General features: G+C 60.9%; 21 protein-coding genes. 8 read left to right on the forward strand and 13 right to left on the reverse strand.

Annotation, left to right across the window (positions count from 1 at the left end; translation table 11 throughout):
* The 4 genes from eutB to doeB are packed head-to-tail and all read left to right on the forward strand — an operon-like array spanning window position 1 to window position 4,213.
* Window positions 1–999, forward strand: coding sequence for a hydroxyectoine utilization dehydratase EutB (gene eutB / locus PYR65_RS22325; RefSeq protein WP_276121633.1), 999 nt, complete (start codon window positions 1–3; stop codon window positions 997–999).
* Window positions 996–1,988 (forward strand): ectoine utilization protein EutC, encoded by a 993-nt coding sequence (gene eutC, locus PYR65_RS22330; RefSeq protein WP_276121634.1) that lies wholly within the window; start codon window positions 996–998, stop codon window positions 1,986–1,988. Before eutB ends, eutC begins: the two co-directional genes overlap by 4 nt.
* Before the next feature lie 32 nt (window positions 1,989–2,020).
* Window positions 2,021–3,202 carry an ectoine hydrolase DoeA gene (doeA, locus tag PYR65_RS22335; protein WP_276121635.1) on the forward strand — a complete coding sequence of 394 codons (1,182 nt, stop codon included), beginning with the start codon at window positions 2,021–2,023 and terminating at the stop codon, window positions 3,200–3,202.
* Window positions 3,203–3,208: 6 nt separating this feature from the next.
* Entirely contained in the window at window positions 3,209–4,213 is a 1,005-nt protein-coding gene (gene doeB / locus PYR65_RS22340; protein WP_276121636.1) for a N(2)-acetyl-L-2,4-diaminobutanoate deacetylase DoeB, read from the forward strand.
* Window positions 4,214–4,261: 48 nt separating this feature from the next.
* On the opposite strand, the gene PYR65_RS22345 is transcribed toward doeB, so the two are convergent.
* From PYR65_RS22345 to PYR65_RS22370, 6 genes are all read right to left on the reverse strand, one after another.
* Complete coding sequence (locus PYR65_RS22345) at window positions 4,262–5,383, reverse strand: Gfo/Idh/MocA family protein (protein ID WP_276121637.1); 1,122 nt, start codon at window positions 5,381–5,383, stop codon at window positions 4,262–4,264.
* Between the two features lie 33 nt (window positions 5,384–5,416).
* Window positions 5,417–6,442: an ABC transporter permease gene (locus PYR65_RS22350; RefSeq protein WP_060636782.1), complete on the reverse strand. Its 1,026-nt coding sequence runs from the start codon at window positions 6,440–6,442 to the stop codon at window positions 5,417–5,419.
* A gap of 37 nt (window positions 6,443–6,479) precedes the next feature.
* Complete coding sequence (locus PYR65_RS22355; protein ID WP_276121638.1) at window positions 6,480–8,018, reverse strand: sugar ABC transporter ATP-binding protein; 1,539 nt, start codon at window positions 8,016–8,018, stop codon at window positions 6,480–6,482.
* Window positions 8,019–8,168: 150 nt separating this feature from the next.
* The gene (locus PYR65_RS22360; RefSeq protein WP_060636779.1) at window positions 8,169–9,098 is read right to left on the reverse strand and encodes a sugar ABC transporter substrate-binding protein; all 930 of its coding nucleotides are present in this window, start codon (window positions 9,096–9,098) and stop codon (window positions 8,169–8,171) included.
* Between the two features lie 236 nt (window positions 9,099–9,334).
* Entirely contained in the window at window positions 9,335–10,147 is an 813-nt protein-coding gene (locus PYR65_RS22365; RefSeq protein WP_276121639.1) for a TIM barrel protein, read from the reverse strand.
* 213 nt (window positions 10,148–10,360) lie between these two features.
* Window positions 10,361–11,392, reverse strand: coding sequence for a LacI family DNA-binding transcriptional regulator (locus PYR65_RS22370; RefSeq protein WP_276121640.1), 1,032 nt, complete (start codon window positions 11,390–11,392; stop codon window positions 10,361–10,363).
* 141 nt (window positions 11,393–11,533) lie between these two features.
* Here PYR65_RS22370 and PYR65_RS22375 point away from each other — a divergent pair, with 141 nt between their 5' ends.
* The 4 genes from PYR65_RS22375 to PYR65_RS22390 all read left to right on the forward strand — a co-directional run bounded on the left by PYR65_RS22375 (window position 11,534) and on the right by PYR65_RS22390 (window position 15,082).
* Window positions 11,534–12,619 carry a fatty acid desaturase family protein gene (locus PYR65_RS22375; RefSeq protein WP_276121641.1) on the forward strand — a complete coding sequence of 362 codons (1,086 nt, stop codon included), beginning with the start codon at window positions 11,534–11,536 and terminating at the stop codon, window positions 12,617–12,619.
* Between the two features lie 36 nt (window positions 12,620–12,655).
* Window positions 12,656–12,970, forward strand: coding sequence for a MocE family 2Fe-2S type ferredoxin (locus tag PYR65_RS22380; protein ID WP_060636929.1), 315 nt, complete (start codon window positions 12,656–12,658; stop codon window positions 12,968–12,970).
* Window positions 12,971–12,980: 10 nt separating this feature from the next.
* Complete coding sequence (locus tag PYR65_RS22385; RefSeq protein ID WP_276121642.1) at window positions 12,981–14,219, forward strand: NAD(P)/FAD-dependent oxidoreductase; 1,239 nt, start codon at window positions 12,981–12,983, stop codon at window positions 14,217–14,219.
* A gap of 71 nt (window positions 14,220–14,290) precedes the next feature.
* Window positions 14,291–15,082 (forward strand): 3-methyl-2-oxobutanoate hydroxymethyltransferase, encoded by a 792-nt coding sequence (locus PYR65_RS22390; protein ID WP_276121643.1) that lies wholly within the window; start codon window positions 14,291–14,293, stop codon window positions 15,080–15,082.
* 61 nt (window positions 15,083–15,143) lie between these two features.
* On the opposite strand, the gene apnL is transcribed toward PYR65_RS22390, so the two are convergent.
* The 7 genes from apnL to PYR65_RS22425 form a co-directional block, all read right to left on the reverse strand.
* Window positions 15,144–17,006: a D-apionate lactonase gene (apnL, locus tag PYR65_RS22395; protein ID WP_276121644.1), complete on the reverse strand. Its 1,863-nt coding sequence runs from the start codon at window positions 17,004–17,006 to the stop codon at window positions 15,144–15,146.
* A gap of 1 nt (window position 17,007) precedes the next feature.
* Window positions 17,008–18,036 (reverse strand): Gfo/Idh/MocA family protein, encoded by a 1,029-nt coding sequence (locus PYR65_RS22400; RefSeq protein ID WP_276121645.1) that lies wholly within the window; start codon window positions 18,034–18,036, stop codon window positions 17,008–17,010.
* 234 nt (window positions 18,037–18,270) lie between these two features.
* Window positions 18,271–19,335, reverse strand: a complete 1,065-nt coding sequence (locus PYR65_RS22405; RefSeq protein ID WP_060636763.1) for an ABC transporter permease — start codon at window positions 19,333–19,335, stop codon at window positions 18,271–18,273.
* The gene (locus PYR65_RS22410; RefSeq protein WP_276121646.1) at window positions 19,335–20,891 is read right to left on the reverse strand and encodes a sugar ABC transporter ATP-binding protein; all 1,557 of its coding nucleotides are present in this window, start codon (window positions 20,889–20,891) and stop codon (window positions 19,335–19,337) included. Before PYR65_RS22410 ends, PYR65_RS22405 begins: the two co-directional genes overlap by 1 nt.
* 1 nt (window position 20,892) lies before the next feature.
* Window positions 20,893–21,549, reverse strand: a complete 657-nt coding sequence (locus PYR65_RS22415; RefSeq protein WP_276121647.1) for a DUF2291 family protein — start codon at window positions 21,547–21,549, stop codon at window positions 20,893–20,895.
* A 74-nt stretch (window positions 21,550–21,623) separates the two neighbouring features.
* A complete protein-coding gene (locus tag PYR65_RS22420) occupies window positions 21,624–22,565 on the reverse strand; it encodes a D-ribose ABC transporter substrate-binding protein (protein ID WP_060636757.1) in 942 nt (313 codons plus the stop codon).
* A gap of 80 nt (window positions 22,566–22,645) precedes the next feature.
* Window positions 22,646–23,473: a phosphogluconate dehydrogenase C-terminal domain-containing protein gene (locus PYR65_RS22425; RefSeq protein ID WP_060636755.1), complete on the reverse strand. Its 828-nt coding sequence runs from the start codon at window positions 23,471–23,473 to the stop codon at window positions 22,646–22,648.
* Between the last annotated feature and the right edge of the window lie 5 nt (window positions 23,474–23,478).

The raw sequence follows: 23,478 nt of genomic DNA on the forward strand, positions 1-23,478 counted from the left end.
ATGCAGCAACCCTTCATTTCACTGGATGATATCCGTGCCGCCGCCGCCCGCATTTGCGGCCAAATCCTGCACACGCCGATGGCGCAATCCGCTTCCCTTGGCGAGCTGGCAGGCGTTCCCGTCCATCTCAAGCTCGAGCATCAGCAGATTACCGGCAGCTTCAAACTGCGCGGTGCCAGCAATGCGATCCTGTCGCTGACACCGGCTGAGCGAGCATCGGGCGTCGTCGCAGCCTCCACCGGCAATCACGGCCGGGCACTGGCGCATGCGGCAAAGATGCAGGGTGCGGTCGCAACGATCTGCATGTCGCGCCTGGTGCCGGAGAACAAGATTTCGGAAATCCGCAGGCTCGGAGCGGATGTCCGCATCGTCGGCAATTCGCAGGACGAAGCGCAGGATGAGGTCGATCGGCTGGTTGCGGACAAGGGCATGATCATGGTGCCGCCCTTCGATCATTCTTCGGTCATCGCCGGGCAGGGAACGCTGGGGCTTGAGATCATGGAACAGGTGCCCGAGGCGGACACGGTTCTCGTGCCGTTATCGGGAGGCGGTCTCGCCGCCGGCGTAGCTGCGGCGGTGAAGGGCCTGCGCCCAAAGACAAGAGTCATCGGGCTCACCATGGAGCGCGGGGCTGCGATGAAGGCAAGCCTTGATGCCGGGCATCCGGTTCAGGTCGAGGAACTGCCGAGCCTGGCGGATTCGCTGGGTGGCGGTATCGGACTTCACAATGCGCTGACCTTTGCCATGTGCCGCGACCTGCTGGACGACGTTATCCTCCTCACCGAGGACGAGATCGCCGCCGGTTTACGCCACGCCTATGCCGCCGAACGCGAGATCCTGGAAGGCGCCGGCGCGGTCGGCATCGCCGCACTTCTGTCTGGACGGGTGACATCGGCCGGCGCGATCGTCGCCATCCTGTCCGGCCGGAATATCGATATGGGACTGCATCGCCGCATCATCAGCGGCGCATCTTTCTTGCCTGCGGAGGTTGCCGCATGAGCCGGATGATCATTCTGACGGAAGCGGATCTGCGATCCGTCGTGACACTGGATATGGATGCCATAACCTGCGTGGAAGATGCCTTCCGGGCGCTTGCGACCAAGGATGTGGCGATGCCGCCGATCCTTAGGCTCGACATTCCCGAGCATCGCGGCGAAGTGGATGTGAAGACCGCCTATGTGCCCGGCCTTGATGGCTTTGCCATCAAGATCAGCCCCGGCTTCTTCAACAATCCGTCGATCGGCCTTCCCAGCACCAATGGCATGATGGTCCTTCTTTCGGCAAAAACAGGCCTCGTGCAGGCGCTGCTGCTCGACAATGGATATCTGACCGATGTGCGCACTGCCGCAGCCGGCGCCGTCGCGGCCAAATACTTGTCGAGGCCGGACGCGCAGGTTGCCGCGATCTTCGGTGCCGGCGTGCAGGCCCGGCTGCAATTGCAGGCGCTGACCTTGGTGCGGCCGATCCGGGAAGCCCGGATCTGGGCGCGCGACCGGGCGAAGGCCGAAACAACGGCTGCCGACCTGACCGGCGCGCTGGGCATCAGGGTTGTCGCAATGGCCGATCCGCATCAGGCCATGTCCGGAGCCGATATTGCCGTCACCACGACACCGTCTGAAACGCCGATCCTGAAAGCCGGATGGCTGGAAGCCGGCCAGCACATCACGGCAATGGGATCGGATGCCGAACACAAGAACGAGATCGACCCGGCGGCCATTGCCGCATCCGGTCTCTATGTTGCCGATCGTCTCACGCAGACCCGGCTGCTCGGTGAATTGCACCATGCCATCAAAACCGGTGTTGTCCCGGCGGCTGCGGATTTTCCCGAGCTTGGGCAGATCATCGCCGGCCTCAAGCCGGGACGCACCGCAACCAGCCAAGTCACCATCGCCGATCTCACCGGGACCGGCATTCAGGACACGGCCATCGCAACACTCGCCTTCGCTCGTGCCGGCCTTGCCGGCGCGGGCACGCCATTTGAAAGTTGAGACCGGCAAAGACCGGAGAATGTGGGAGAAACATGACCCAACCGAACCTCAAATTTTCCCTTGGGGAATATGAAACGCGGCTCGCCAAGACGCGCAAGGCCATGGAGGCCAAGGGCATCGACCTTTTGATCTGCAGCGACCCCTCCAATATGGCATGGCTGACCGGTTATGACGGCTGGTCGTTCTATGTGCATCAGGCGGTCATCGTTCCTCCGGACGGAGAGCCGGTCTGGTACGGCCGCGGGCAGGACGCCAATGGCGCCAAGCTGACGGCCTATCTGAAGCATGAGAATATCATCGGTTATCCCGACCACTATGTGCAATCGACCGAACGCCATCCGATGGATTATCTGTCGGCCAAGCTGACCGAGCGCGGCTATGAGCGGCTGACCATCGGCGTCGAGATGGACAATTACTGGTTTTCGGCGGCCGCCTTCGCCGCCCTGGTCAAGCATCTGCCAAACGCCCGCTTCGTCGATGCAACGGCACTTGTGAATTGGCAGCGCGCCGTGAAGAGCGAGACCGAGATCAAATATATGCGCAATGCCGCCCGCATCGTGGAAGGCATGCACCAGCGCATCTTCGACAAGATCGAGATCGGCATGCGCAAATGCGATCTGGTCGCTGAAATCTACGATGCCGGAACGCGCGGCGTCGATGGTATCGGCGGCGACTATCCCGCAATCGTGCCGCTTCTGCCATCCGGCGTCGATGCGTCTGCGCCCCATCTCACCTGGGATGACAAACCGATGAAGCGCGGCGAGGGCACCTTCTTCGAGATCGCCGGCTGCTACAACCGTTACCATGTGCCGTTGTCGCGGACCGTCTTTCTCGGCAAACCGACGCAGGACTTTCTCGATGCGGAAAAGGCAACGCTCGAAGGCATGGAGGCCGGACTTGCAGCCGCAAAGCCTGGCAATACCTGCGAGGACATCGCCAATGGCTTCTTCGCAGTCCTGAAGAAATACGGCATCGTCAAGGACAACCGCACCGGCTACGGCATCGGTATTTCCTATCCGCCGGATTGGGGCGAGCGCACCATGAGCCTGCGTCCCGGCGACCGCACCGAGCTGAAACCGGGCATGACCTTTCATTTCATGACAGGGCTGTGGCTGGAAACGATGGGGCTCGAGATCACCGAGAGCATCCTGATCACGGACACCGGCGTCGAATGCCTTGCCAACGTTCCGCGCAAGCTGTTCGTCAAGGATTGAGTGGTCATGAACGATACCGGACTGCGCCCATCCCCCATCACGCCGACGGTCGATTTTTCGGCCGTTGGCGTCCAGCATGGTTTCCTGCGTCTCCCCTATAGCCGCGACGATTCGGCCTGGGGTTCGGTGATGATCCCGGTCACGGTCATCAAGAACGGGGAGGGGCCGACGGCCCTTCTCACCGGCGGCAATCATGGCGACGAATATGAGGGCCCGATTGCCCTGTTTGATCTTGCGCAGACATTGCAGGCGCAGGATGTGCAGGGACGCGTCATCATTGTTCCGGCGATGAACTATCCCGCGTTCCTGGCAGGCACGCGGACATCGCCGATCGACAAGGGCAATCTCAACCGGAGCTTTCCCGGCAGGCCCGATGGTACCGTGACCCAGAAGATCGCCGATTATTTCCAGCGCGAACTTCTGCCCCTTGCCGATATCGTGCTGGATTTCCACTCCGGCGGCAGGACGCTGGACTTTCTGCCGTTCTGTGCCGCGCATGTCCTGTCCGACAAGAAGCAGGAGGCGCGCTCCTTCGAACTCGTCGAGGCGTTTTCCGCACCCTATTCCATGCGGATGCTGGAGATCGATGCCGTCGGGATGTACGACACCGCAGCGGAAGAGATGGGCAAGATCTTCATCACCACCGAATTGGGTGGCGGCGGCACCGCAACGGCCAAAAGTGCAGGGATTGCCAAGCGCGGCGTCCGCAACGTTTTGGCAAAGGCAGGCATCCTGAAAGTTTCAGCCGAGGTGGCGCCGACCCAGTGGCTCGACATGCCGGATGGCGACTGCTTCTGTTTTGCCGAAGACGCCGGTCTTGTCGAGCCATGTTTTGATCTGGGCGATGCCGTCAAAAAAGGCGAGGCCGTCGCGCTCATCCATGCTGTCGGGCGCACCGGCCAGCGGCCGGTGGAAATCCGTGCCAAGATGGACGGCCTCCTTTGCGCACGCCATTTTCCCGGCCTCGTCAAGCCCGGCGACTGCGTCGCGGTCTTTGCGGTGACTGTCTGAGGCGGCTTTGTCGCCGCCCTGGCCAACTTCCCGCTGTGACGTGCCGATTTAACCTTCGCCGACGGTGATCCAGCTCTTTTCATCAAACGACCGTGCCATGGCATGCACGGTCTGCTCGATGCGCAGGCCCTGCTTGAAGTCGATCGCCGAAAAGGGTTCGCCCGCGATGGCGCGAATCAGTTCGTGGCATTCGATGATTTTCAAGTCGTTGAAGCCGAGGCCATGCCCCGGTGCAGGAATGAACTGGCCGTAGGGTGCATGGACAGGTGCCGTCAGGATGCGCTGAAAACCCTGTTGCGTGGCATTGCCGCCGGACTGGTAGAGTTCGAACTCGTTCATGCGTTCCTGGTCGTAAAGGATCGAGCCCTTGGACCCGAAGATCTGTAGCGCGATGCGGCCTTTCCGGCCCCAGGCGGCGCGGTTTGCCATGAGCACGGCCGAAATGCCGTGGTCGAGCCGCATCAGGATGCTGGCACCATCATGGTTTTCCACCGCGCGGCGGCCACCATCCGGCAAGGGGCGGTCGGCATAGGGTTTTGCCATGTCGGTCACGACGGAGCGGACATGGCCGAAGAGATACCAGATCAATGACAGCGGATGCACCGCGAAATCATCCAGTGCGCCATAGCCTGCCGAACGCTCGCTCTTCCAGTAAAAGGCCGCCTCGGGATCGGCCATGAAATCCTCGTCCATCTCGGCGCGGACATGGTTGACGGTGCCGATCGCGCCGTTATCGATCAGCGTCTTCATCTGGCGCAGGATCGGGTTCTGAATATAGTTGTAGCCCATGATGGCAATTCTGCCGGAAGCTTCAACTGCTCTGAGCATGCGCTCAGCATCGGCAAAGCCCGGCGACATCGGCTTTTCGCACCAGACATGTTTGCCGGCTTCAAGGGCTGCAATGGCCATTTCAGCGTGAAACTGGTTGGGCGTGGTGACGGAGACGACATCGACCTCCGGATCGTCGATTAGGCGGCGCCAGTCTGCCGTTGCCTTTTCAAAGCCGAACTCATCGGCGCGCACGCTTGCAAGTTCCGCATTGGCTTCCGCCAGATGAACCAGGCGCGGGCGGGCCACGTCGCCGAAGACGGTTTTGACCGCATTCCAGGCCAGCGCGTGGCACTTGCCCATATATCCCGTACCGATCAAGCCGACGCCCAATGGTTTCATGTCGATTATCCTTACCGATTATCCTGCAGCCCGTCAGACCGTCTTGCGCTTTTTCTGTCTGTAGACATCGACGACGACAGCAGCGACGATAATCATGCCTTTGACGATTTCCTGGTAATAGGCATCCACCCGCAGGAAGGTAAATCCGGAGGTCATCACGCCAAGGATGACCGTGCCGATAACCGTCCCGGTGATGCGGCCGACGCCGCCGGCAAGCGACGTGCCGCCGATCACGGTGGCTGCGATCGCGTCCAATTCGTACATGACGCCCATGCCGGCCTGTGCGGTCTGGGCACGCGCCGCAGTGACGACGCCGGCAAGGCCCGCAAGCATGCCGGCAATTGCATAGACCTTGATCAGATGCGCCTCGACATTGATGCCGGAAACACGGGCAGCCTGGACATTGGCGCCGATTGCATAGGTGAATTTGCCGTAGCGGGTGTAGCGCAAGGCAATATGGAAGATGAGGGCGACGACGAGGAAGACGATGACCGGCCAGATGCCCGTGCCGATGAAGTTGAACTGGTCCGTCAGACCGGAAACCGGCTGGCCCTTGGTGTACCATTTCGAGAGGCCGCGCGCAGAAACCATCATGCCCAGCGTCGCGATGAAGGGGGGTATCTTCGTCTTGGCGATCAGCCAGCCGTTGATCAACCCGGCAAGCAGGCCGACACAGAGCCCCAGGCCGATCGGCACGATGGCCGGCAGGTCGGTCAGGGCCGGATAAAGCGCACGCGGCCAGGTCGAAGCCTGGGCGACGCTTGCGGCAATCATTGCCGTGACGCCGACAACGGAGCCGGAGGAAAGATCGATGCCACCGGTGATGATCACCTGCGTGACGCCAACGGCGATGATGCCGATGACGGCCACCTGCAGGATCATGATCGTCAGCCGCTGGGTGTTCATCAGGAAGCTCTGGCCGATGAAGATCCAGCCAAGCACCTCGTAAACCAGCGCGATGCCGATCAGCACCAGGAAGATGTTGAATTCCGGCGGGATGCGCCGCTTGCTGGCCGGCGACGATGCCGTTGCGGCCGAGGCTTCAATCTTGGTGCTCATGTCTGTCCTCCCTGATGGTATTTCTAAAAGCGCGCCATCACTGCGCTGCAAGTTCCATGACCTTGACCTGGGTCGCTTCCGCCCGGTCAAGGAAGCCTGTGACCCGGCCCTCATGCATCACCATGACGCGGTCGCTCATGCCGAGAACCTCCGGCATTTCCGAGGAGATCATGATGACGGCAACGCCGTCGCGGGCGAGTTCCGTCACCAGCCGGTGAATTTCCGCCTTGGCGCCGACATCGATGCCGCGCGTCGGCTCGTCCAGAATGAGGATGCGCGGATTGGTCAAAAGCCAACGGCCGATCAATGCCTTCTGCTGGTTGCCGCCCGAGAGGTTCTCGATGCGCTCCTGCAGGTTCGGGGTCTTGACCCGCAGCTTGCGCGCCATCTCCTCGCATTGTGCCGACACGGCCTTCTGATCGACAAAGCCCATCTTGACGAACTTGTCCTGCAACACGGCGATCTGCATGTTTTCCAGCACATCGAGGATCAGCAGACAGCCGGTATCCTTGCGGTCTTCAGTGAGGAAGGCCATGCGGTTGCGGATCGCTTCCGTCGGCGAACCGATCTTTACCGGCTTGCCGTTGATCTCGATCGATCCCCAGCTTGCCGGCGTCACGCCGAACAATGTTTCCGCCACATTCGAGCGGCCGGAACCCACAAGACCGGCAACGCCCAGGATTTCGCCGGCGCGCACGTCGAAGGATACGTCGTGGAAGACGTCTTTCAGGCAGAGGTCTTTCACCGACAGCACGACATCGCCGATCGGCACCTCTTCCTTGGGGAACATCTGGGTGATTTCGCGGCCGACCATCATCTTGATGATGTCGTCGCGGGTCACGTCGGTGGAGGCGTGCGTGCCGATATATTTGCCGTCACGAAACACCGAGAATTCGTCGGCGATCTCGAACAGCTCGTTCATCTTGTGGGTGATGTAGACGATGCCGATGCCCTGGCTGCGCAGGTCGCGGATGATGGTGAAGAGATGGGCGACTTCGCGCTCGGTCAGCGCCGATGTCGGCTCGTCCATGATCAGAACATCGGATTCGTAGGACACGGCCTTGGCGATCTCGACCATCTGGCGATTGGCGATCGAAAGGTCGCGCACTTCCGCCTGCGGATCGAGCGCGATGTTCAGCCGCATGAAAAGGTCAGCCGTCTTGCGGTTCATTTCGCCATGATCGACAAAACCCAGCCGGGTGAGGGGCTCGCGGCGGATCCAGATATTTTCGGCGACCGTCATGAAGGGCATCAGGTTGAGTTCCTGATGGATCATGGCGATCCCGTTTTCGAGCGCATCCAGCGGTGATTTCAACCGGATATCGACACCCTTGAATTTTACCTCGCCCTTGTCAGGCGTGTAGATGCCGGCGAGGATCTTCATCAAGGTGGATTTGCCAGCGCCGTTTTCCCCCATCAGCGCATGCACCGTGCCGCGCTTCAACCGGAACGAAACGTCATCCAGCGCCACGACGCCCGGAAATTCCTTGCGTACGCCTTCGACAGCGAGAAGATATTCGGCATTGGGCACGGCGCCACTGGCACGTACGGCTGCCATCGTTGTCGGACTGACCATGTAGTGATGCCTCCCTGTCGCCTTGTCTGGCCGGGACCTGCGCCTTTAAGCGGCGCGGTCTCTTCATAGGTTTCGCTGTGCTGCGCAATGCGCCCGTCATCAACGAGACCGGGCAGTCCGGGGCGCCTGTGGGCGCCCCGGTGATCAGGCTCAGTTCTTGGCCTGATAGTCCTTGAGGTTGGCAGGGGTCACCAGTTCGAAAGGAATATAAACCTTCTTTTCGACCGTTTCGCCGCGGGCAAATTTCAAGGCTGCGTCCAGCGCACCCTTGCCCTGACCGGCAGCGTTCTGGAACACCGTCACGTCGAGGTCACCTGCTCCCATGGCGGCAAGAGCATCCTGCGTGGCATCAACGCCGCCGATCACGACCTTGTCCATCGGACGGCCGGAGGCCTTCAGTGCCTGAATGGCGCCAATCGCCATTTCGTCATTGTTGGCGATGACGGCGTCGAATTCCAGACCGGCCGAAAGCCAGTTGGTCATCAGGTCGGCACCCTGGGTCCGCGACCAGTTGGCCGTCTGCTCTTCAACGATGGTGATGCCCTTGCAGGCGTCGGTTGCCAGAACGTCGTGCACGTCCTTGGTGCGCATGCGGGCGGCCTGGTTGGAAAGCTCGCCCATCATGACCACGGCCTTGCCCTTGCCACCGAGCAGTTTGCAGACTTCCTGGGTCTGCAGCGTGCCGGATTCGGCTTCGTTGGATGCGACGAAAGCCTGCTTTTCCGGGAGCGTGTCGATGTTGATCGGCTCGCGATTGACGTAAACCAGCGGAATGCCAGCATCGGCCGCAATCTTCGACATAGCGGCAGTCGCATCGGTATCGACCGGGTTTACGACGATGGCATCGACGCCGGCGGCAATGAAGTTCTGGATCTGGCTCTGCTGCTTGGCAACGTCGTTCTGCGCGTCTTCGACCTGCAGCGTGACGCCATCAAGCGTCTTGGCATAATCCTGCATGCCGTTGCGCAAGACGGTCAGGAAGTTGTCGTCGAACAGCGCCATCGATACGCCGACCGTTTCGGCATGGGCCGCCGTCGACATCATCACAGCCAGGGCTGCGCTCATAATCATTTTCTTCATGATGTAGTTCCTCCACAAAACGGTGACCGGCGACCACCCTCCACAAGCCGGAGGCGCCCCATTCCCGGCGGCGCCCAATTCCCGTATGCCGCCTCTCCCGGGCGGCTCTGCATCAAAACAGAATAAACAAACCGATAGTTTGTTAATACGGAATACATATTCCATTTTATGATTGGATCGTCAAGGGCGTTCCATCCGGCATTCCTGCAAAAACGTCGGCGTGAACGTCCGTTCTCCTACGCCTTGGCGGCAAGGAAGTTCATACTCTCCCGGATGGCTGTCTGGATGTCGGTGGATTGATGGACGTCCGGTGAGAAAGGCTCGAACGAGAATGGTCCGGGATAGCCGTTTTCCCGCAGTTTCCGGATCTGGCCGGCATTATCCAGCCGATCGGTTGAATCAACGAGGATGCGGTGCGGATCGCGCATCGCGTTCACGGTGACATCCGGATCGGCGACACCGGAGATATGCACCAGCCCGGTCATTTCAGGATGGAATTTTTCTTCTCCTGCCAGATAATGATGGAACGTGTCATGCACGATTTTGAACCGATTCTCCCCCGAAACGGCGCGAATGGCCTCAACGGCCTCGGTTTTGGACCGCAGCGAGCAGATTTCGAACCCGAGCGGCTCGACGAGACCTGTAATGCCTGCATCTTCCAGCATCGGCTTCAGCGCGGTCAGCGCCTGGCGCAGGTTTTCCTGGCGCTCGCCATCGGCCTGGCCGCTGCCGTCGTTCACCGGCACGAGAACCAGCGCCTTGGCGCCACAGTCGCGCGCATAGGTTATGAGTTCCTGCGCTTCGCGGGCGCGGGCCTCGTTCCACTCATTGAAGCGTTGCAAGGCATTGATCGAGATGATCGTCAGCCCGTGCTTTTCGGCCAAGGCCTTGATCTCACTGGGCGGCGTCCCGTCGATGATGGCGTTGCCATCGAGATCATTGCGAATTTCAACGGCTTCAATGCCGAGCGATGCCGCTAGACCGAAAAACGCGTCCGGCGATAATGCCGGAGCCGTCATGTGATTGAGTGCGAATGAAAGAGTGGTCATGGTTGCTGTTCCTCCTGCGAAATGAACGGGCCAGGGAGGGCCGGGCGGCACGCTTTTCACGCGTGCGGTCCGGATGAAAATCTCTCTCCCTGAGGCTGGAGGATCAGCAGCTTATTGCGGAACAGTCAAAGAGGAAGACGCCATTTCCCTGTCATTCGTGACAGAATGCGAAAACGTCTTGAGGGAATTCCATCATTTCCCGCGCTGTGCCGGTCAAATATTCTCCGGCGTGAAAATATCGAACGGCAAGAATGTCTGACCGGGAACGCCGCCGATGCCGCGATCTATCGCGGCAACCATCTGGCCGATCAGTTCGCGGGCGATCGGGGCGGCGGGTGTTGATATCGCCATGGTCACCAGATCATCGGCCAGCGCTGCGCGTGATTCCGGCGTCAGTTCGTTGACGACCACAAGCAGCTTTCCGGCACGCTTCTCTTCCGCCAGCGCCGTGATCGCACCCTCCATGCCGCCGCCGCAGACATAGAAGCCGATGAGATCGGGGTGACGCTGCAGGAGATGGACGGTTGCCTCATGGGTAATCTCGGCAGTGTCCAGATTGACCAGCGTATCCAATACCTCGAAGTCTGGCGCGTTCTCGCGGAAATAAGACCGGAAACCGATCTCGCGCAGTTCATGGCCGTGAAAACGGTGGCTGCCGATGAATGTCGCGACCTTGCCCGGCTTTCGCGCCGCCTTGGCGATCATCCAGGCGGCGGTGCGCCCGACCGTGCGGTTGTTCAGCCCCACATAGCCTTCACGCACGCCGGCGGCGAAATCGGAGAGAAGCGAGAAAACGGGAATTCCCTTTTCCCGCAAGTCTTCCACCGCCGCCGTCACGGCCGGATAATCCGGGCAAACAAGCGCCACCGCCTGGTTGCGGGCGGCCACCGCCTTGAGTTTTTCCGTCAATGCCGTCGGTGTCGCACTCGTATTATAGTCGATCTGGGGAATGATGCGGACGCCGGGCGCCGACAGGGCCGCAGCTTCGATCTCCCTTGTCATCGACTGGTAGAAATACTGGTTCGGCTTTTGCAGGATGAAGCCTAGTCGATATTGCGGCAGATCCTCGAAGACCCGCTGACGCAACAGGCTGACGGCATGGTAGCCGATCGCCTTGGCCGCATCGTAAACCCGCCGCGCGGTTTCCTCCCGAACCTTGTGGCGGCCGTTCAGAACGCGATCGACAGTGGCGACGCTGACGCCTGCAGCATTGGCGAGATCGGTAATGGTCGGGCGTCCGCTCATCGGTTCTCCTGAGGTAAACCATCATTTTCTCATGAGAGATATGATGTGTTTTGATAGATTACATCAAGGCTGCATTGAGCTGCAATCAAAGTCAACCTATCCTGATTGCACAAGCCAAGACCGGACGGCGGGAGGATGTAAATGGACAAGGTTGCCACGAAACGCGACTATAGCCTGCTCGGCCGCGATGCCCAGGCTGCCGTCGACAGCGGACTTGCCGCTGCCGAATGGTATCACACCGACATTCCGCGCAGGCAGATGAAAGAGCTGATGAAGCGCGAGGATGGCCCCGCTATCCGCGATACGGTGATCTGGCTCGGCAGCATGGTGGTTACCGGCGCACTTGGGATCTATTTCTGGGGCACCTTGTGGTGCGTGCCGTTCTTCCTGATCTACGGCGTCATGTATGGCTCGGCATCGGATTCGCGCTGGCATGAATGCGGTCACGGCACGGCCTTCAAGACGCGCTGGATGAATGATGCGGTCTATCAGATCGCCTGTTTCATGATCATGCGCAATCCGGTGACCTGGCGCTGGAGCCACACGCGGCACCACACCGATACGGTCATCGTCGGCCGCGATCCGGAAATCGCCGTGATGCGCCCGCCGGACCTGTTCAGGCTGATCCTCAATGTCTTCGGCCTGCTGGACGCGGGCTATGCGATGATCGACATGGTCCGCAATGCCGCGGGGATCATCAGTCCGGCCGAAAAAACCTTTATCCCCGAGCAGGAACAGCCGCGCGTGATCCGTGTCGCCCGCATCTGGATGCTGATCTATGCCGCAACGCTTGCACTGGCGATCTATCTCGGCTCCATCCTGCCGCTGATGCTGGTCGGACTGCCGCGGCTCTATGGGGCCTGGCATCATGTCCTGACCGGGCTTTTGCAGCATGGCGGCCTTGCCGACAACGTCATCGATCACCGCCTGAATAGCCGCAGCGTCTACATGAACCGATTCAGCCGGTTCGTGTACTGGAACATGAACTATCATGTCGAACATCACATGTTTCCGATGGTGCCCTATCATGCACTGCCGCAGCTGCATGCGATGATCAAGCATGACCTGCCCGCCCCGAACAGGTCGATGCTCGAAGGCTATCGCGAGATGATCCCGGCCTTCCTGCGCCAGCTGAGAAACGAGGACTATTTTCTCAAGCGCGCGCTGCCGCCGACGGCCAAGCCGTACCGCGAGGAATTTCACGCCGAGCCAATCGCCGCCGAATAGAGCGGTATCAAAGAACAGAAGCGAATGGAGGAAACGATGAGCAACTGGGTGGAAGTCTGCGCAACGGACGATATCGATGAAGAGGATGTCATCCGCTTCGATCACGAGGGAAAAACCTTTGCGGTGTACCGCAGCCCCGACGACCGGTTCTTTGCGACCGATGGGCTCTGCACCCATGAAAAAATCCATCTTGCCGACGGGCTTGTCATGGACGACATCATCGAATGTCCAAAGCACAATGGCCGCTTCAGCTATATGACGGGAGAGGCCAAGGGAGCTCCCGTCTGCGTCGATCTCAAGACCTACCCGGTCAAGGTCGAGGATGGCAGCGTCTTCATTTCACTGGGTTGAGGGGGCGATCATGACGCATATCCTCATCATCGGGGCAGGGGAATGCGGCGCGCGCGCAGCTTTTTGCCTGCGCGAAAAGGGTTTTCCTGGAGAGATCACCCTTGTCGGCGCCGAGGAACATCTGCCCTATGAGCGCCCGCCGCTCTCTAAGGATGCGCTGCTGCTGGGACATGCGCCCAGGCTGGTCTCCGATGCCGCCCGCTATCTGGAGGCAGGCATCACGGTGCTCACCGGCATCAGCGCGGAAAATATCGAGCCGCTCGGGAAAACTGTACGCTTGTCCGATGGCCGCAATCTCGCCTATGACCAGCTGCTTTTGACGACAGGTGCCCGCCCACGCCCGTTTCCGGGCCAAAATCCAGTCGCCGCAGCGTCCGGCACACGCATTCGGACATTGCGAACCCATGGTGACGCCGTTGCCATCCGTGCTGCCCTGCAGCCGGGTACGCATCTTGCCATCATCGGCGGCGGGTTCATCGGTCTTGAACTGGCGGCAACCGCGCGCAAGCTCGGCGCGCGCGTCACGCTGGTCGAGGGCCTGCCCCGCATCCTCAGCCGTGGCGTACCGGAAGAACTGGCCGCCGTGGTCGCCGAGCGGCACAAGGCCGAGGGCGTCGAAATCCTCTGCGGCGTCAAGATCCGGGGCCTTGAAGAAAACCGGGAGGGTGCAAAAATCCTTTTGGATGATGACAGCACGATTGCTGCAGACCTGATCGTCGTCGGCATCGGTGCCATCCCGAATATCGAACTTGCCCGCGATGCCGGACTTGCAATCGACAACGGCATCGCCGTTGACGCAAGTTTGCGAACATCCGTGCCGGACATCTTTGCCGCAGGCGACTGCTGCTCATTTCCCCTGTCGCATTACGGCAATCGCCGCCTGCGCCTGGAAGCCTGGCGCAATGCCCAGGACCAGGGCCAGCTTGCCGCCGCCAATCTCTTGGGGGCAGAAGAGACGATCACCGCCATTCCCTGGTTCTGGTCGGATCAATACGACTTGACGCTGCAGATTGCCGGTCTCGCCGACGGTGCGGCCCAGACCGTCCGCCGCGAGATGGCTCAAGGCGCCTTCATTCTCTTCCATCTCGATGCCGGGGGCCGGTTGATCGCCGCCAGCGGTATCGGTCCCGGCAACACAGTTGCCCGCGATATCCGCCTTGCCGAAATGATGATTGCGGCCGGCATCCACCCCGATCCGGCAGCCCTTGCAGCGCCGGACACCAAGCTGAAGACGCTGCTGGCGGCCTGAAGGCCGCAGGACCAAACAGAGAACCAACCGCAGCGGCTCCTTCGCCGCTCGCGGCAACGGAGAATGATGCCATGAGACATCACCGGCCAACCGTCGCCGACCTTCTGTCGATGAAGGGAAAACGTCAGCTGAGCATGCTGCGCGTCGAGACACTGGAGGAGGCGGAGGCCGCCGAACGGGCAGGGGTCGATCTCGTCTCCGTGCCGCCATCGCTTCTGAGCCCGGCCTTCCGCGAGGCAGCACCCTCCGTCTTTGCCTTTCCCGGTCTGGAATATGGCGATCTTGTCACGGCGGACGAGTATATCCGTGCTGCTTTCCAGGCCCTGAAAGCAGGTGGTGACGCGGTCTATTGCGCCGCAGGTCTTTCGACCGTCCGCCGTATGCGCGAAGAAGGTATCCCGGTTTGCGGCCATGTCGGGCTCATTCCCTCAAAAGCCACCTGGACCGGCGGTTTCCGCGCGGTCGGCAAGACGTCGGTCAGCGCACTTGAAATCTGGCGGCAGACAAAGGCACTTGAAGACGCCGGTGCATTTGCCGCCGAGATCGAGGTCGTTCCGGGCGAAGTCGCAGCCGCGATCAGCGAACGCACCTCCATGTTGATGCTGTCCATGGGAGCGGGCACCGGCTGTGACGCGCAATATCTGTTTGCAGACGATGTGCTCGGCGCCACCAAAGGCCATGTTCCGCGCCACGCCAGGATCTATCGGAACTTCGCCGTCGAATATAACCGGCTGCAACAGGAGCGCATTGCCGCATTCGGCGAATTTGTGGCCGATGTCAAATCCGGCGCCTATCCCGCCAAATCGCATCTGGTCGGCATCGAGCCTGCGGAGCTGGAAGCATTCCTGCAGTCGCTGGCGTAAGCAGTAGCCGCCTTGCCGCACCTCACTGCTGCGTGCCGCCGTCCTTTTGCTTTTTTGTTGTTCAAACTGAGAGGCAGGACGCTTCAAACGGAGCAAGCTGCACCGGTTGGGAACTCATGCCGAGTTTCGTGGTGTCGATCGACTGTTCCTGCGCCGTGAGATTGGCGATCCAGGCAAGACGGCCGTCCGCTGTATCCACCGTAAATGCCAAGACCTTGTCCGGCGCGGAGGACGTGACCGCCTGCCAGGGGTTTCCGGCAATGTCCGAAAGCCCCCTGACGATGGCATGGAGCGGGCGTTTGCCGCCGTCTTCGACCGGCTCATGCTTACCGGCATAAAGTCCGAACGGGCCGGTGAGTGCGCACAAGGTCAGGGTTTCAAGACCGGCATCCAGGACTGAGGTGACATAGCCTGCGGCAAAGGCTGCGGCGAATTGGCCGTTATGGCGCGGATCCCGGTTGGCCATCGGGATGCGGCCACCATCCGGATTGTCCATCGTGCGGCTGCCATAGGGGTTCTGGCGCATGGGGATGGTGGAGGGGCCGATCCGGTAGGGCTTGCCGCCATAGATGGCGCGGACGGATTTCGTGATGAAGGGCAGGGCCTCGAGCGTCTGCATGACGCTGATATCGTCGGCGGCATGGACGATCGGGTTGGTGCAATGGCTGATGAAGGCGAGGTTTTCGCCCGGCGCGCGCTTGCGGTTGAGTTCGGTAAAATAGGACAGCATCCCACCGCCGAGGCGGATGCCGGGAAACGCCTGCAGGGCCGCCGCGTAAACGTCTGCAAGCGGCGGGCAGTCCGGCCACGCGCTGCCGGGCGGTGTCGATTGCCGGTCAACCGAGGGGCAGACCATGATGGCGTCAGGGCCGAAACCCGCGTCCCGCATCCAGGCAGAGATTTCCTGCAATTCCTCGCCCAGTGCCCTTTGGCAGGGGACGGCAATTTCGAGCGTCGTGGTGCCGGTGTGAACAGCTGAAACTGCGGCGAAATCTGTAAAGGCTGACGGGCCGTGACCGGCTGCCGGGTCGAAATGGAAAAGCAGCTCCTGAACGTTCAGCGCATCCGGTTGCTCAAGAGCCGCAAGGCTGTCTTTCGCTTCCTCAGGCGTGATCAACAGGCCGATCGCAGGCATGGTGCCGGTGCCTGTGCCGGGCGTAAGATGGACGATGCCATGATTTTCGGCGGCGGCGGCGGCAACGTCGGACGCGGTTCGGCTGTCGGTGATCGTCAGGGTGATCTGCTGGGAGACCGGTCCGTTTGCCGGGATCATATAGGGCCAGGGCAGGGCGAGCGGGCGGACATAGGTCTTGTAGGACGCATCCGACCAGTTGCGCTGGTCCTCCATCTCGAACGTGTCGCCTTCCATGCGGCATTCGGCGCTGACGCCGGCAAGGGCGGTGTGCGTGATGGAGCGCATGTCCTTGAACGGCTGCCACGGCTCGATCAGGTCAGGAAGCTTCGTGTCTTCGATGGCGCCATCGACATGCTCGACGGTCACCGGCGTGCCCGCGATGCCGACGATGGGATGGAGAATGCAAAAACCGCAGCGATTGGTCTCAAAGCCGGTCTCCGATTGCGCCAAGCCCTTGAAAATCAGCCTTCCGTCCGCTGTGCCTTCGATCGCGGCGGATATATCGAGAAGGCTGCCATACGGACCATGGCAACGGGCGCTATAGGCGACGCTGAACCCCGCCTCCGTCTCGGTGACGGCAAGGTTTGATACTGTGGGATCATAGGTGCCCCAGTCGCGGTCGCGCACCAGGTAGGAGATGGCGCGCAGCACCTCGACGCCATCATAGCGGATTGCGCGCAGATTGCCGCCCGCCAGTTGCGCCGTCAGTTTTCCGGCTCTTAGCAAACGGGGCGCAGGCTCGGCCTGCCTGGTTCCGTAAAGCTTGAACGCGGTTTCTGCATCGTTCATTTCAACAGCTTCCGATGTCGATCGTGGCTTTGGAGGCGGCACTTTTATAGGCGGCTTCGACAAGCGCAAAGGTTTTCAGATTGTCCGTGCCGGACGTGGAGGTTTCCGCTCCCGCCTTCAGGCTGTCGGCCCAATGCTGCTGGATGGCGAACACGCTTTCCTGGATGTTGTGCCAGGGGCGCGAAGCCCAGGAGAGAAGCGTGGGCGCGACGTCGGTATTGACCGTGCCTTGCGCATTGGTCACCTGCAATTCGTAGCCTTGCGACAGGCGGATCGAGCCCTCGGTTCCGTCGATCTCGATCAGCGTTTCCGGGAAGGGTTCGACCGGCTGCTTCGTCGCATAGCTGACATCGACGATGGAGGTCGCGCCGTTTTCGTGATCGAGCAGGATGGTGGCGACATCCTCGCCATTGATCTTCGGGTTAACCCGCTTGGTGCGGGCCGTCAGAGACGTTACGTCGCCCAGAATGTAGCGGGCGATATCCAGCGTGTGGATGCCGAGATCCTCGATGATGAAGCGCTTGCCCTCTGCAAGGTAAGGCTGGCCGGAAAAGACATCATAGCCGGAGCGGAAGGAAAAACGGCCCCAGAAGGGCGTTCCGATCGCGCCCGCATCCAAGACCTTGCGCACAGCCTGGATCGGCGTCTGCCAGCGAAAGTTCTCATGGATCATCAGCGGAATGCCGGCCGCCGTGCAGGCTTCAACCATGGCCTTGGCGTCGCCAAGTGTCGGCGCAAACGGTTTCTGGCAGATTGCCGGCACCTTGTGGGCTGCCGCCAACTCGACCAGCGCACGGTGGCTGTTCACGGTCGTGGCGATATCGACGAAATCGAATCCGCCTTCGGCAAACATCTGGCCGGCATCTGTATAGCGGCGCGCGATGCCGAACTGGTCGCCGACGATCTTCAAGCGTTGCGGATCACGGTCGCAGATGGCAACGATGTCTCCACCATCGACGTCGTTCCAGCCATGCATCTGGTTGACGGCGAAAAAGCCGCAGCCGATCAGGGCGCCCTTGAGGTCTGGCATATCGTGATCCTTCAAGACTCAAAACCCTCATTCGTGTGCGGATTGGGCGATTACATGTATGTATGGCCGCTGGCGGTGGTTTCCCCTTCTCCCCATCGGGGAGAAGTGCCGAGCGGATGCGAGGCGATGAGGGGGTGTGTCAGCGCATTCCGAGCCAGCCGCCCCCTCATCCGGCCCTGCGGGCCACCTTCTCCCCGCAGGGGAGAAGAGGGAAGCCGCCAGAGTGGAAACACCTCAACCCTTCTTCGCCAGCTGCATCAGCGTCACCTGCTGCTGCAGCCGTCTCTGTGCCTGGTCTACCACCACCGCGACGATGATGACGATACCCTTGATGACCATCTGCCAGAAGGAGGACACGCCCATCATCACCAGGCCGTCGGACAGGATGCCGATGACGAAGGCGCCGATGATCGTGCCGCCGATCGTGCCGCGGCCGCCGGACATCGAGGTGCCGCCGAGAACGGCTGCGGCGATGGCGTTGAGCTCGAAGGAGTTTCCAGTTGCCGGATGCGAGGCCATCAGCTCGGACGAGATGACGATGCCGACGATCGCGGCGCAGAAGCCGGAGAACATGTACACGAACATCTTGACGCGATCGACGCGGATGCCGGACATGCGGGCGGCGCGCTCGTTACCCCCGACCGCGAAGATCTGGCGGCCGATCGGCACATATTTGGCGACATAGGCAGCGGCAAGCGCCACGACGATCAGGATCCAGATCGATACCGGCAGCCCGATGATGCGGCCGGAGCCGAGAAAGCCAAAGCCGGTCGTCGCCAGTTCAGGCTTGCCGATTAGATTCGGAAAGGTCTGGCCGTCGGACGACAGCAGCGCGAAACCGCGGGCGACATACAGCGTGCCGAGCGTGGCGATGAAGGGCGCGACGTTGAGCTTCGTGATCAGCAGACCATTGACCGCGCCGATGAGAATGCCGACGACCAGCGTGATCAGGCAGACTTCGACGACGTTGAAATACATCGTGTAGCCGATCTGCAGATCGATGCCGTTGAGGATCAGGCCGCCGGCCACCATGCCGCAGAGACCGACGATCGAGCCGACCGAAAGGTCGATGCCGCCGGTGATGATGACGAAGGTCATGCCCATGGCGAGAAAGGCATTGAGTGCCACATGCTTCGACATCAGGATGATATTGGCCGTCGACAGGAAGTTCGGCGCGAAAATCGAAAAGAAGGCGATGACGGCAAACAGCGCGATGAAGGTTCTCGCCTTCATCAGCGTCAGGAGGATGGAGCCGGTATCGGCCGCAGGGACTTTTTCGGTCGAGGTTGCAGTCGTCATCACGCAATTTCCCTTGTCGATGTGTGGCCGGCCGATTTGTGTCCCTCGGACGCAGCCTTGACGATGAGTTCTTCGGTGGCATCGGCCCGGTCAAGGATCGTCGTCACCTTGCCGTTGCTCATGACGGCAATCCGGTCGGAGAGCGCCATGACCTCTTCGAGATCGGAGGTGGAGAACAGGATGGCGAGACCTTCGCCGGCGAGCTTGCGCATGGTGCGGAAGACATCCGCCTTGGCGCCGACATCGATGCCGCGGCTCGGCTCGTCCATCAGCAGAACCTTCGGACTCGTCATCAGCGCCTTGCCGATGACGACCTTCTGCTGGTTGCCGCCGGACATCGAGGTGACGTCGAAATCCGGGTTCGGCGCCTTGATCGAGAGATTGCGGACCTGCTCCTTGACGGCCGCATTCTCGCGCTCGCCGGAAATGTGAAAGCCGAATTTCACGAATTTTTCAAGGCTCGCCAAGGTCAGGTTCGCGGCGATCGACAGGACCTGCACAAGCCCTTCGCGCTGACGGTCTTCCGGAATGAGAGCCAGACCCTTGCGGATGCGGGTGGAGGTGTCCTTTGCCACAATCTCTTTGCCGGCCACGAAAATCTTGCCGGTCGAATGCGCATGCTGGCCGATGACGCATTCGAAGAATTCGCTGCGCCCGGCACCCATAAGTCCATAGATGCCCAAGACCTCGCCGGCGCGAACCGAGATCGACAGGTGATCGACGGCAAAGCCGCCGGTCTTGCGCGGCAGGCAGATATCTTCGGCGCGAAAGGCCTCAGCCCCCAGTGTGTGATCGAGGGACTTGGCAAAGTCCTTGGCATCCGAGCCGATCATCGAACGCACGATCCACTTCGTGTCGATGTCGCGGACCATGGCCTGGCCGGTAATCTGGCCGTCGCGCAGAACGGTGATGTAATCACCAATGCGCATCAGCTCTTCCAGCCGGTGCGAGATATAGACGATGGCGACGCCCTGCGCCTTTAGCTCTCCGATGACCTTGAAGAGGATATCGACCTCGGCGGCAGACAGCGCCGATGTCGGCTCATCGAGAATGAGGATGCGGGTGTCTAGCGAGATCGCCTTGGCGATTTCGACCAGCTGCTGCTGGCCGATCGGCAGGTCCTCGACCATCGTTTCGGCGCTGATCCCGGCATCGAGCTTGTCGAGAAACTGGTTGGCCTTTTGAACCTGCGCCTTGTGGTCGATGCCGCGAATGCCGCGGGTGATTTCGCGGGTGGCGAAAATGTTCTCGGCAACCGAGAGATTGCCGAACAGGTTGAGTTCCTGGAACACCATGCCGATGCCGTGTTTCTGGGCGTCGGCGGGCGAGTTGAACTCGACCTCCTGGCCTTCGAGCAGGATGCGTCCGAGCGACGGTTTCTCGACGCCGGCGATCATGCGCATCAGCGTCGATTTTCCGGCGCCGTTTTCGCCGACGAGCACATTGACCGCGCCGCGCTTGAGCTCAAGGCTCGCATGCTTGACGGCGACGATGCCGGAATAGACCTTGGTCACATCGTCAAGCTTCAGGATCGTATCGTGGGGTTCGGCCGCCATGTCAGCCGCCGATCGTGATGGTGGCGGGGGTCAGCAGCGCCGGCTGGCCGGAGGAGGGCAGCGGATAGGCGCCGAGCGCCTCGACCTTCTTTCCTTTGAGATCGTCGCGCGGTAGCTTCTCAAGCGTCAAGCCATTGACATGGGTGTTGAAAGCCTTGCCGAATTCGGCCCATTGGATCTGGTTCTTGAATTCGTTGAAATTGACGAAATCGAGGCTGTCGCGGATCGCCGTACCCCGGATGACCGGGCCGATCTGGATGCGGACATCGGCCTTGCCGTCGCCATCGACATCGGTGTCGAGATAAGCGGCGCGCGACGTGGTCTCGGCCTTGACGATCGTTCCGGACACCTTGGCTGCAAAGGTCCAGGGCGCGCTGCCCTCTTTTTCCTTATGGCCATATTTTGCTGCTGCGGCATCAAGATCGGATTTGGCGAGCGCAGAGACGTCCTGGTACGGGCCGGCGCGCGTCTCCAGGAATGGGATGACCTTGCTGTCCCAGATTCCAGCAACCTGACGGGCAGAATTGAAGCCGCCGCTTGCAGCCTCCGCAGCCTCTTCCGCCGTCGGTGTCTTGATGATCTTGCAGCCACTCAGCGCCACAAGGGCAGCCAGCGCAAGGCAAAGCGGGATTGAGGCGGCGGGCCGGAAATGCGGCATGAATGTCACTCCGTCAGATGGCAAAAAACGCACAGGGCAGAGTACATCCGCCCTGTGCGCATCCTTTTGGAGGATTAGTCCTTGAGCGCGAAGGTTTCGAGCTTGCTGGCATTGTCGGCGTTGATCAGCACGCAATCCATCAGCTGCTTTTCTTCCGCCGGACCCTTGCCGGTCTTGATGTAAGCGTCAGCCTGCTCGACGGCCATCTGTGCCTGCGCATAGGCCGGCTGCAGGACAGTCGCCTTGATACCGCCCGAGGTGATCGAATCGCGCACGTCGTTGGAGCCGTCGAAGCCGACGACGATGACGTCCTTGCGGCCGGCAGCCTGAAGAGCGGCGATTGCGCCCATGGCCATCGTGTCGTTACCGGAAATGACTCCCTTGATATCCGGGTTGGCCTGCAGGATGGTTTCCATCTTGGAATAGCCTTCCGTCTGGCTCCAGTTCGCCGACTGCTGCGCAACCATCTTCAGGTCCGGATATTCGTCGATGATGTCGTGATAGCCCTTGGAGCGGATGCCGGCGTTCAGATCGGCTTCGCGGCCGAGCAGTTCGACATAATTGCCCTTTTCGCCCATCAGCTTGACGAACTCTTCCGCACCGAGCTGTGCGCCCTGGTAGTTGTTGGAAACGATCTGCGAGACGGCAACGCCGGTGGCGTTGATTTCGCGGTCGATCAGGAAGGAGGGGACGCCTGCGTCCTTGGCTTTCTGGACAGCGGCGATCGAGGCTTCCGAGCCTGCATTGTCGAGGATGATTGCCTTGGCGCCACGGCCGATGGCGGTGTCGATCAGCTGGCTCTGCTTGTTGGCGTCGTCATCGTGAACGAGAATGAGCGTCTCGTAGCCAAGTTCCTTGGCCTTCGCTTCCGCGCCGACGGCTTCCGCCTTGAAGAACGGGTTGTCGTGCGAGGGCGTGATGATGGCGATGAGATCGGCGGCAAATGCCGGCATGGCAACGCCCAGAGAAAGGGCGCCGGCAAAGGCGGCAAGCGTCAGTCTGCGTGTCAGTTTCATGTGGTTCCTCCCGGTTGATATAGGTTACGGCTCCGTTCCCGGCGGAGCCGTCGATGTGCGGAGCGTTTGCTCCTTGTCGATCAGGTGATGCGCCGGATGCTTTCGGCGATCTCCTCGGGTTCGAAGACTTTTTTCCAGTCGTCCTTCATCAGGACGGGAATGCCGAATTCGATGGCCTTGTTGCAGGCATCGGAAAAGACGCCCGGCGTCTCTTCAAAAATGACGGCGCCGAGCACGTTCATGTGCCCGAGCAGGAAGTCGCGGGCAGCTTCCTTCGGCACGCCGCGGGCAACGCATTCGTCCATGGCCTGGCGCATGACGACCAGGAGCGAGGCGCATACGGTCTCCGAGAGGCCTGGCTCCAGAAGCGCAATCTGCTCGACGGTGACGCGGTGCGAGCGCATAACGGGCGCCCAGATGACCTTGGCCACTTCTTCGCCCAGCGCAAAATGCTCTTCCGGGCCCTGCATCAGGGCCGAAACGATATGCTGCTTGGCCGCGACGCCGCCGAAGAAGTCGCGCTTGGCGGCTGGATCGGTCTCGTCGTTAAAGATCGGAGGATGGCAGGGATGGGTGACGAAATAGGTGAGATCGTCGCGCTTCGGCAGATGGCCGGCGGCAGGTGCGGCGGCATCGAGCACGATGACGATCGTGCCTGAGGCGAGCTTGTCGACAATACCGGCGGCAACCTTGCCGATCGCTGTGTCCGGTACGGCCAGCACAACGACTTCAGCGCCGGAAAGGGCGGTGTCGGCATCGACGCAGGAAAGGCCGAGGTCGTCCTGCAGGCGCGCCTTGCCGGCGTCGCTCAGCTCGACATGGCGCACGTCGAAGCGTGAGCCCTTGAGGTTCTTGGCGAGCCGGTAGCCCATTTTGCCGCCAGCACCGAAGAGTGCGATCGAAGTCATGTTTC

The sequence above is a fragment of the Pararhizobium qamdonense genome, assembly GCF_029277445.1.
Lineage (GTDB): Bacteria > Pseudomonadota > Alphaproteobacteria > Rhizobiales > Rhizobiaceae > Pararhizobium > Pararhizobium qamdonense.

Excerpts from the sequence above, each read along its gene's own strand:
- doeA (WP_276121635.1), top strand. The coding sequence starts at position 2,021 with ATGACCCAACCGAACCTCAAATTTTCCCTTGGGGAATATGAAACGCGG.
- PYR65_RS22345 (WP_276121637.1), bottom strand. The coding sequence starts at position 5,383 with ATGAAACCATTGGGCGTCGGCTTGATCGGTACGGGATATATGGGCAAG.
- apnL (WP_276121644.1), bottom strand. The coding sequence starts at position 17,006 with ATGAACGATGCAGAAACCGCGTTCAAGCTTTACGGAACCAGGCAGGCC.
- PYR65_RS22425 (WP_060636755.1), bottom strand. The coding sequence starts at position 23,473 with ATGACTTCGATCGCACTCTTCGGTGCTGGCGGCAAAATGGGCTACCGG.
- PYR65_RS22415 (WP_276121647.1), bottom strand. The coding sequence starts at position 21,549 with ATGCCGCATTTCCGGCCCGCCGCCTCAATCCCGCTTTGCCTTGCGCTG.
- PYR65_RS22360 (WP_060636779.1), bottom strand. The coding sequence starts at position 9,098 with ATGAAGAAAATGATTATGAGCGCAGCCCTGGCTGTGATGATGTCGACG.
- PYR65_RS22375 (WP_276121641.1), top strand. The coding sequence starts at position 11,534 with ATGGACAAGGTTGCCACGAAACGCGACTATAGCCTGCTCGGCCGCGAT.
- PYR65_RS22420 (WP_060636757.1), bottom strand. The coding sequence starts at position 22,565 with ATGAAACTGACACGCAGACTGACGCTTGCCGCCTTTGCCGGCGCCCTT.
- eutB (WP_276121633.1), top strand. The coding sequence starts at position 1 with ATGCAGCAACCCTTCATTTCACTGGATGATATCCGTGCCGCCGCCGCC.
- PYR65_RS22365 (WP_276121639.1), bottom strand. The coding sequence starts at position 10,147 with ATGACCACTCTTTCATTCGCACTCAATCACATGACGGCTCCGGCATTA.
- PYR65_RS22385 (WP_276121642.1), top strand. The coding sequence starts at position 12,981 with ATGACGCATATCCTCATCATCGGGGCAGGGGAATGCGGCGCGCGCGCA.
- PYR65_RS22405 (WP_060636763.1), bottom strand. The coding sequence starts at position 19,335 with ATGACGACTGCAACCTCGACCGAAAAAGTCCCTGCGGCCGATACCGGC.
- eutC (WP_276121634.1), top strand. The coding sequence starts at position 996 with ATGAGCCGGATGATCATTCTGACGGAAGCGGATCTGCGATCCGTCGTG.
- PYR65_RS22370 (WP_276121640.1), bottom strand. The coding sequence starts at position 11,392 with ATGAGCGGACGCCCGACCATTACCGATCTCGCCAATGCTGCAGGCGTC.
- PYR65_RS22400 (WP_276121645.1), bottom strand. The coding sequence starts at position 18,036 with ATGCCAGACCTCAAGGGCGCCCTGATCGGCTGCGGCTTTTTCGCCGTC.
- doeB (WP_276121636.1), top strand. The coding sequence starts at position 3,209 with ATGAACGATACCGGACTGCGCCCATCCCCCATCACGCCGACGGTCGAT.
- PYR65_RS22390 (WP_276121643.1), top strand. The coding sequence starts at position 14,291 with ATGAGACATCACCGGCCAACCGTCGCCGACCTTCTGTCGATGAAGGGA.
- PYR65_RS22380 (WP_060636929.1), top strand. The coding sequence starts at position 12,656 with ATGAGCAACTGGGTGGAAGTCTGCGCAACGGACGATATCGATGAAGAG.
- PYR65_RS22350 (WP_060636782.1), bottom strand. The coding sequence starts at position 6,442 with ATGAGCACCAAGATTGAAGCCTCGGCCGCAACGGCATCGTCGCCGGCC.
- PYR65_RS22355 (WP_276121638.1), bottom strand. The coding sequence starts at position 8,018 with ATGGTCAGTCCGACAACGATGGCAGCCGTACGTGCCAGTGGCGCCGTG.
- PYR65_RS22410 (WP_276121646.1), bottom strand. The coding sequence starts at position 20,891 with ATGGCGGCCGAACCCCACGATACGATCCTGAAGCTTGACGATGTGACC.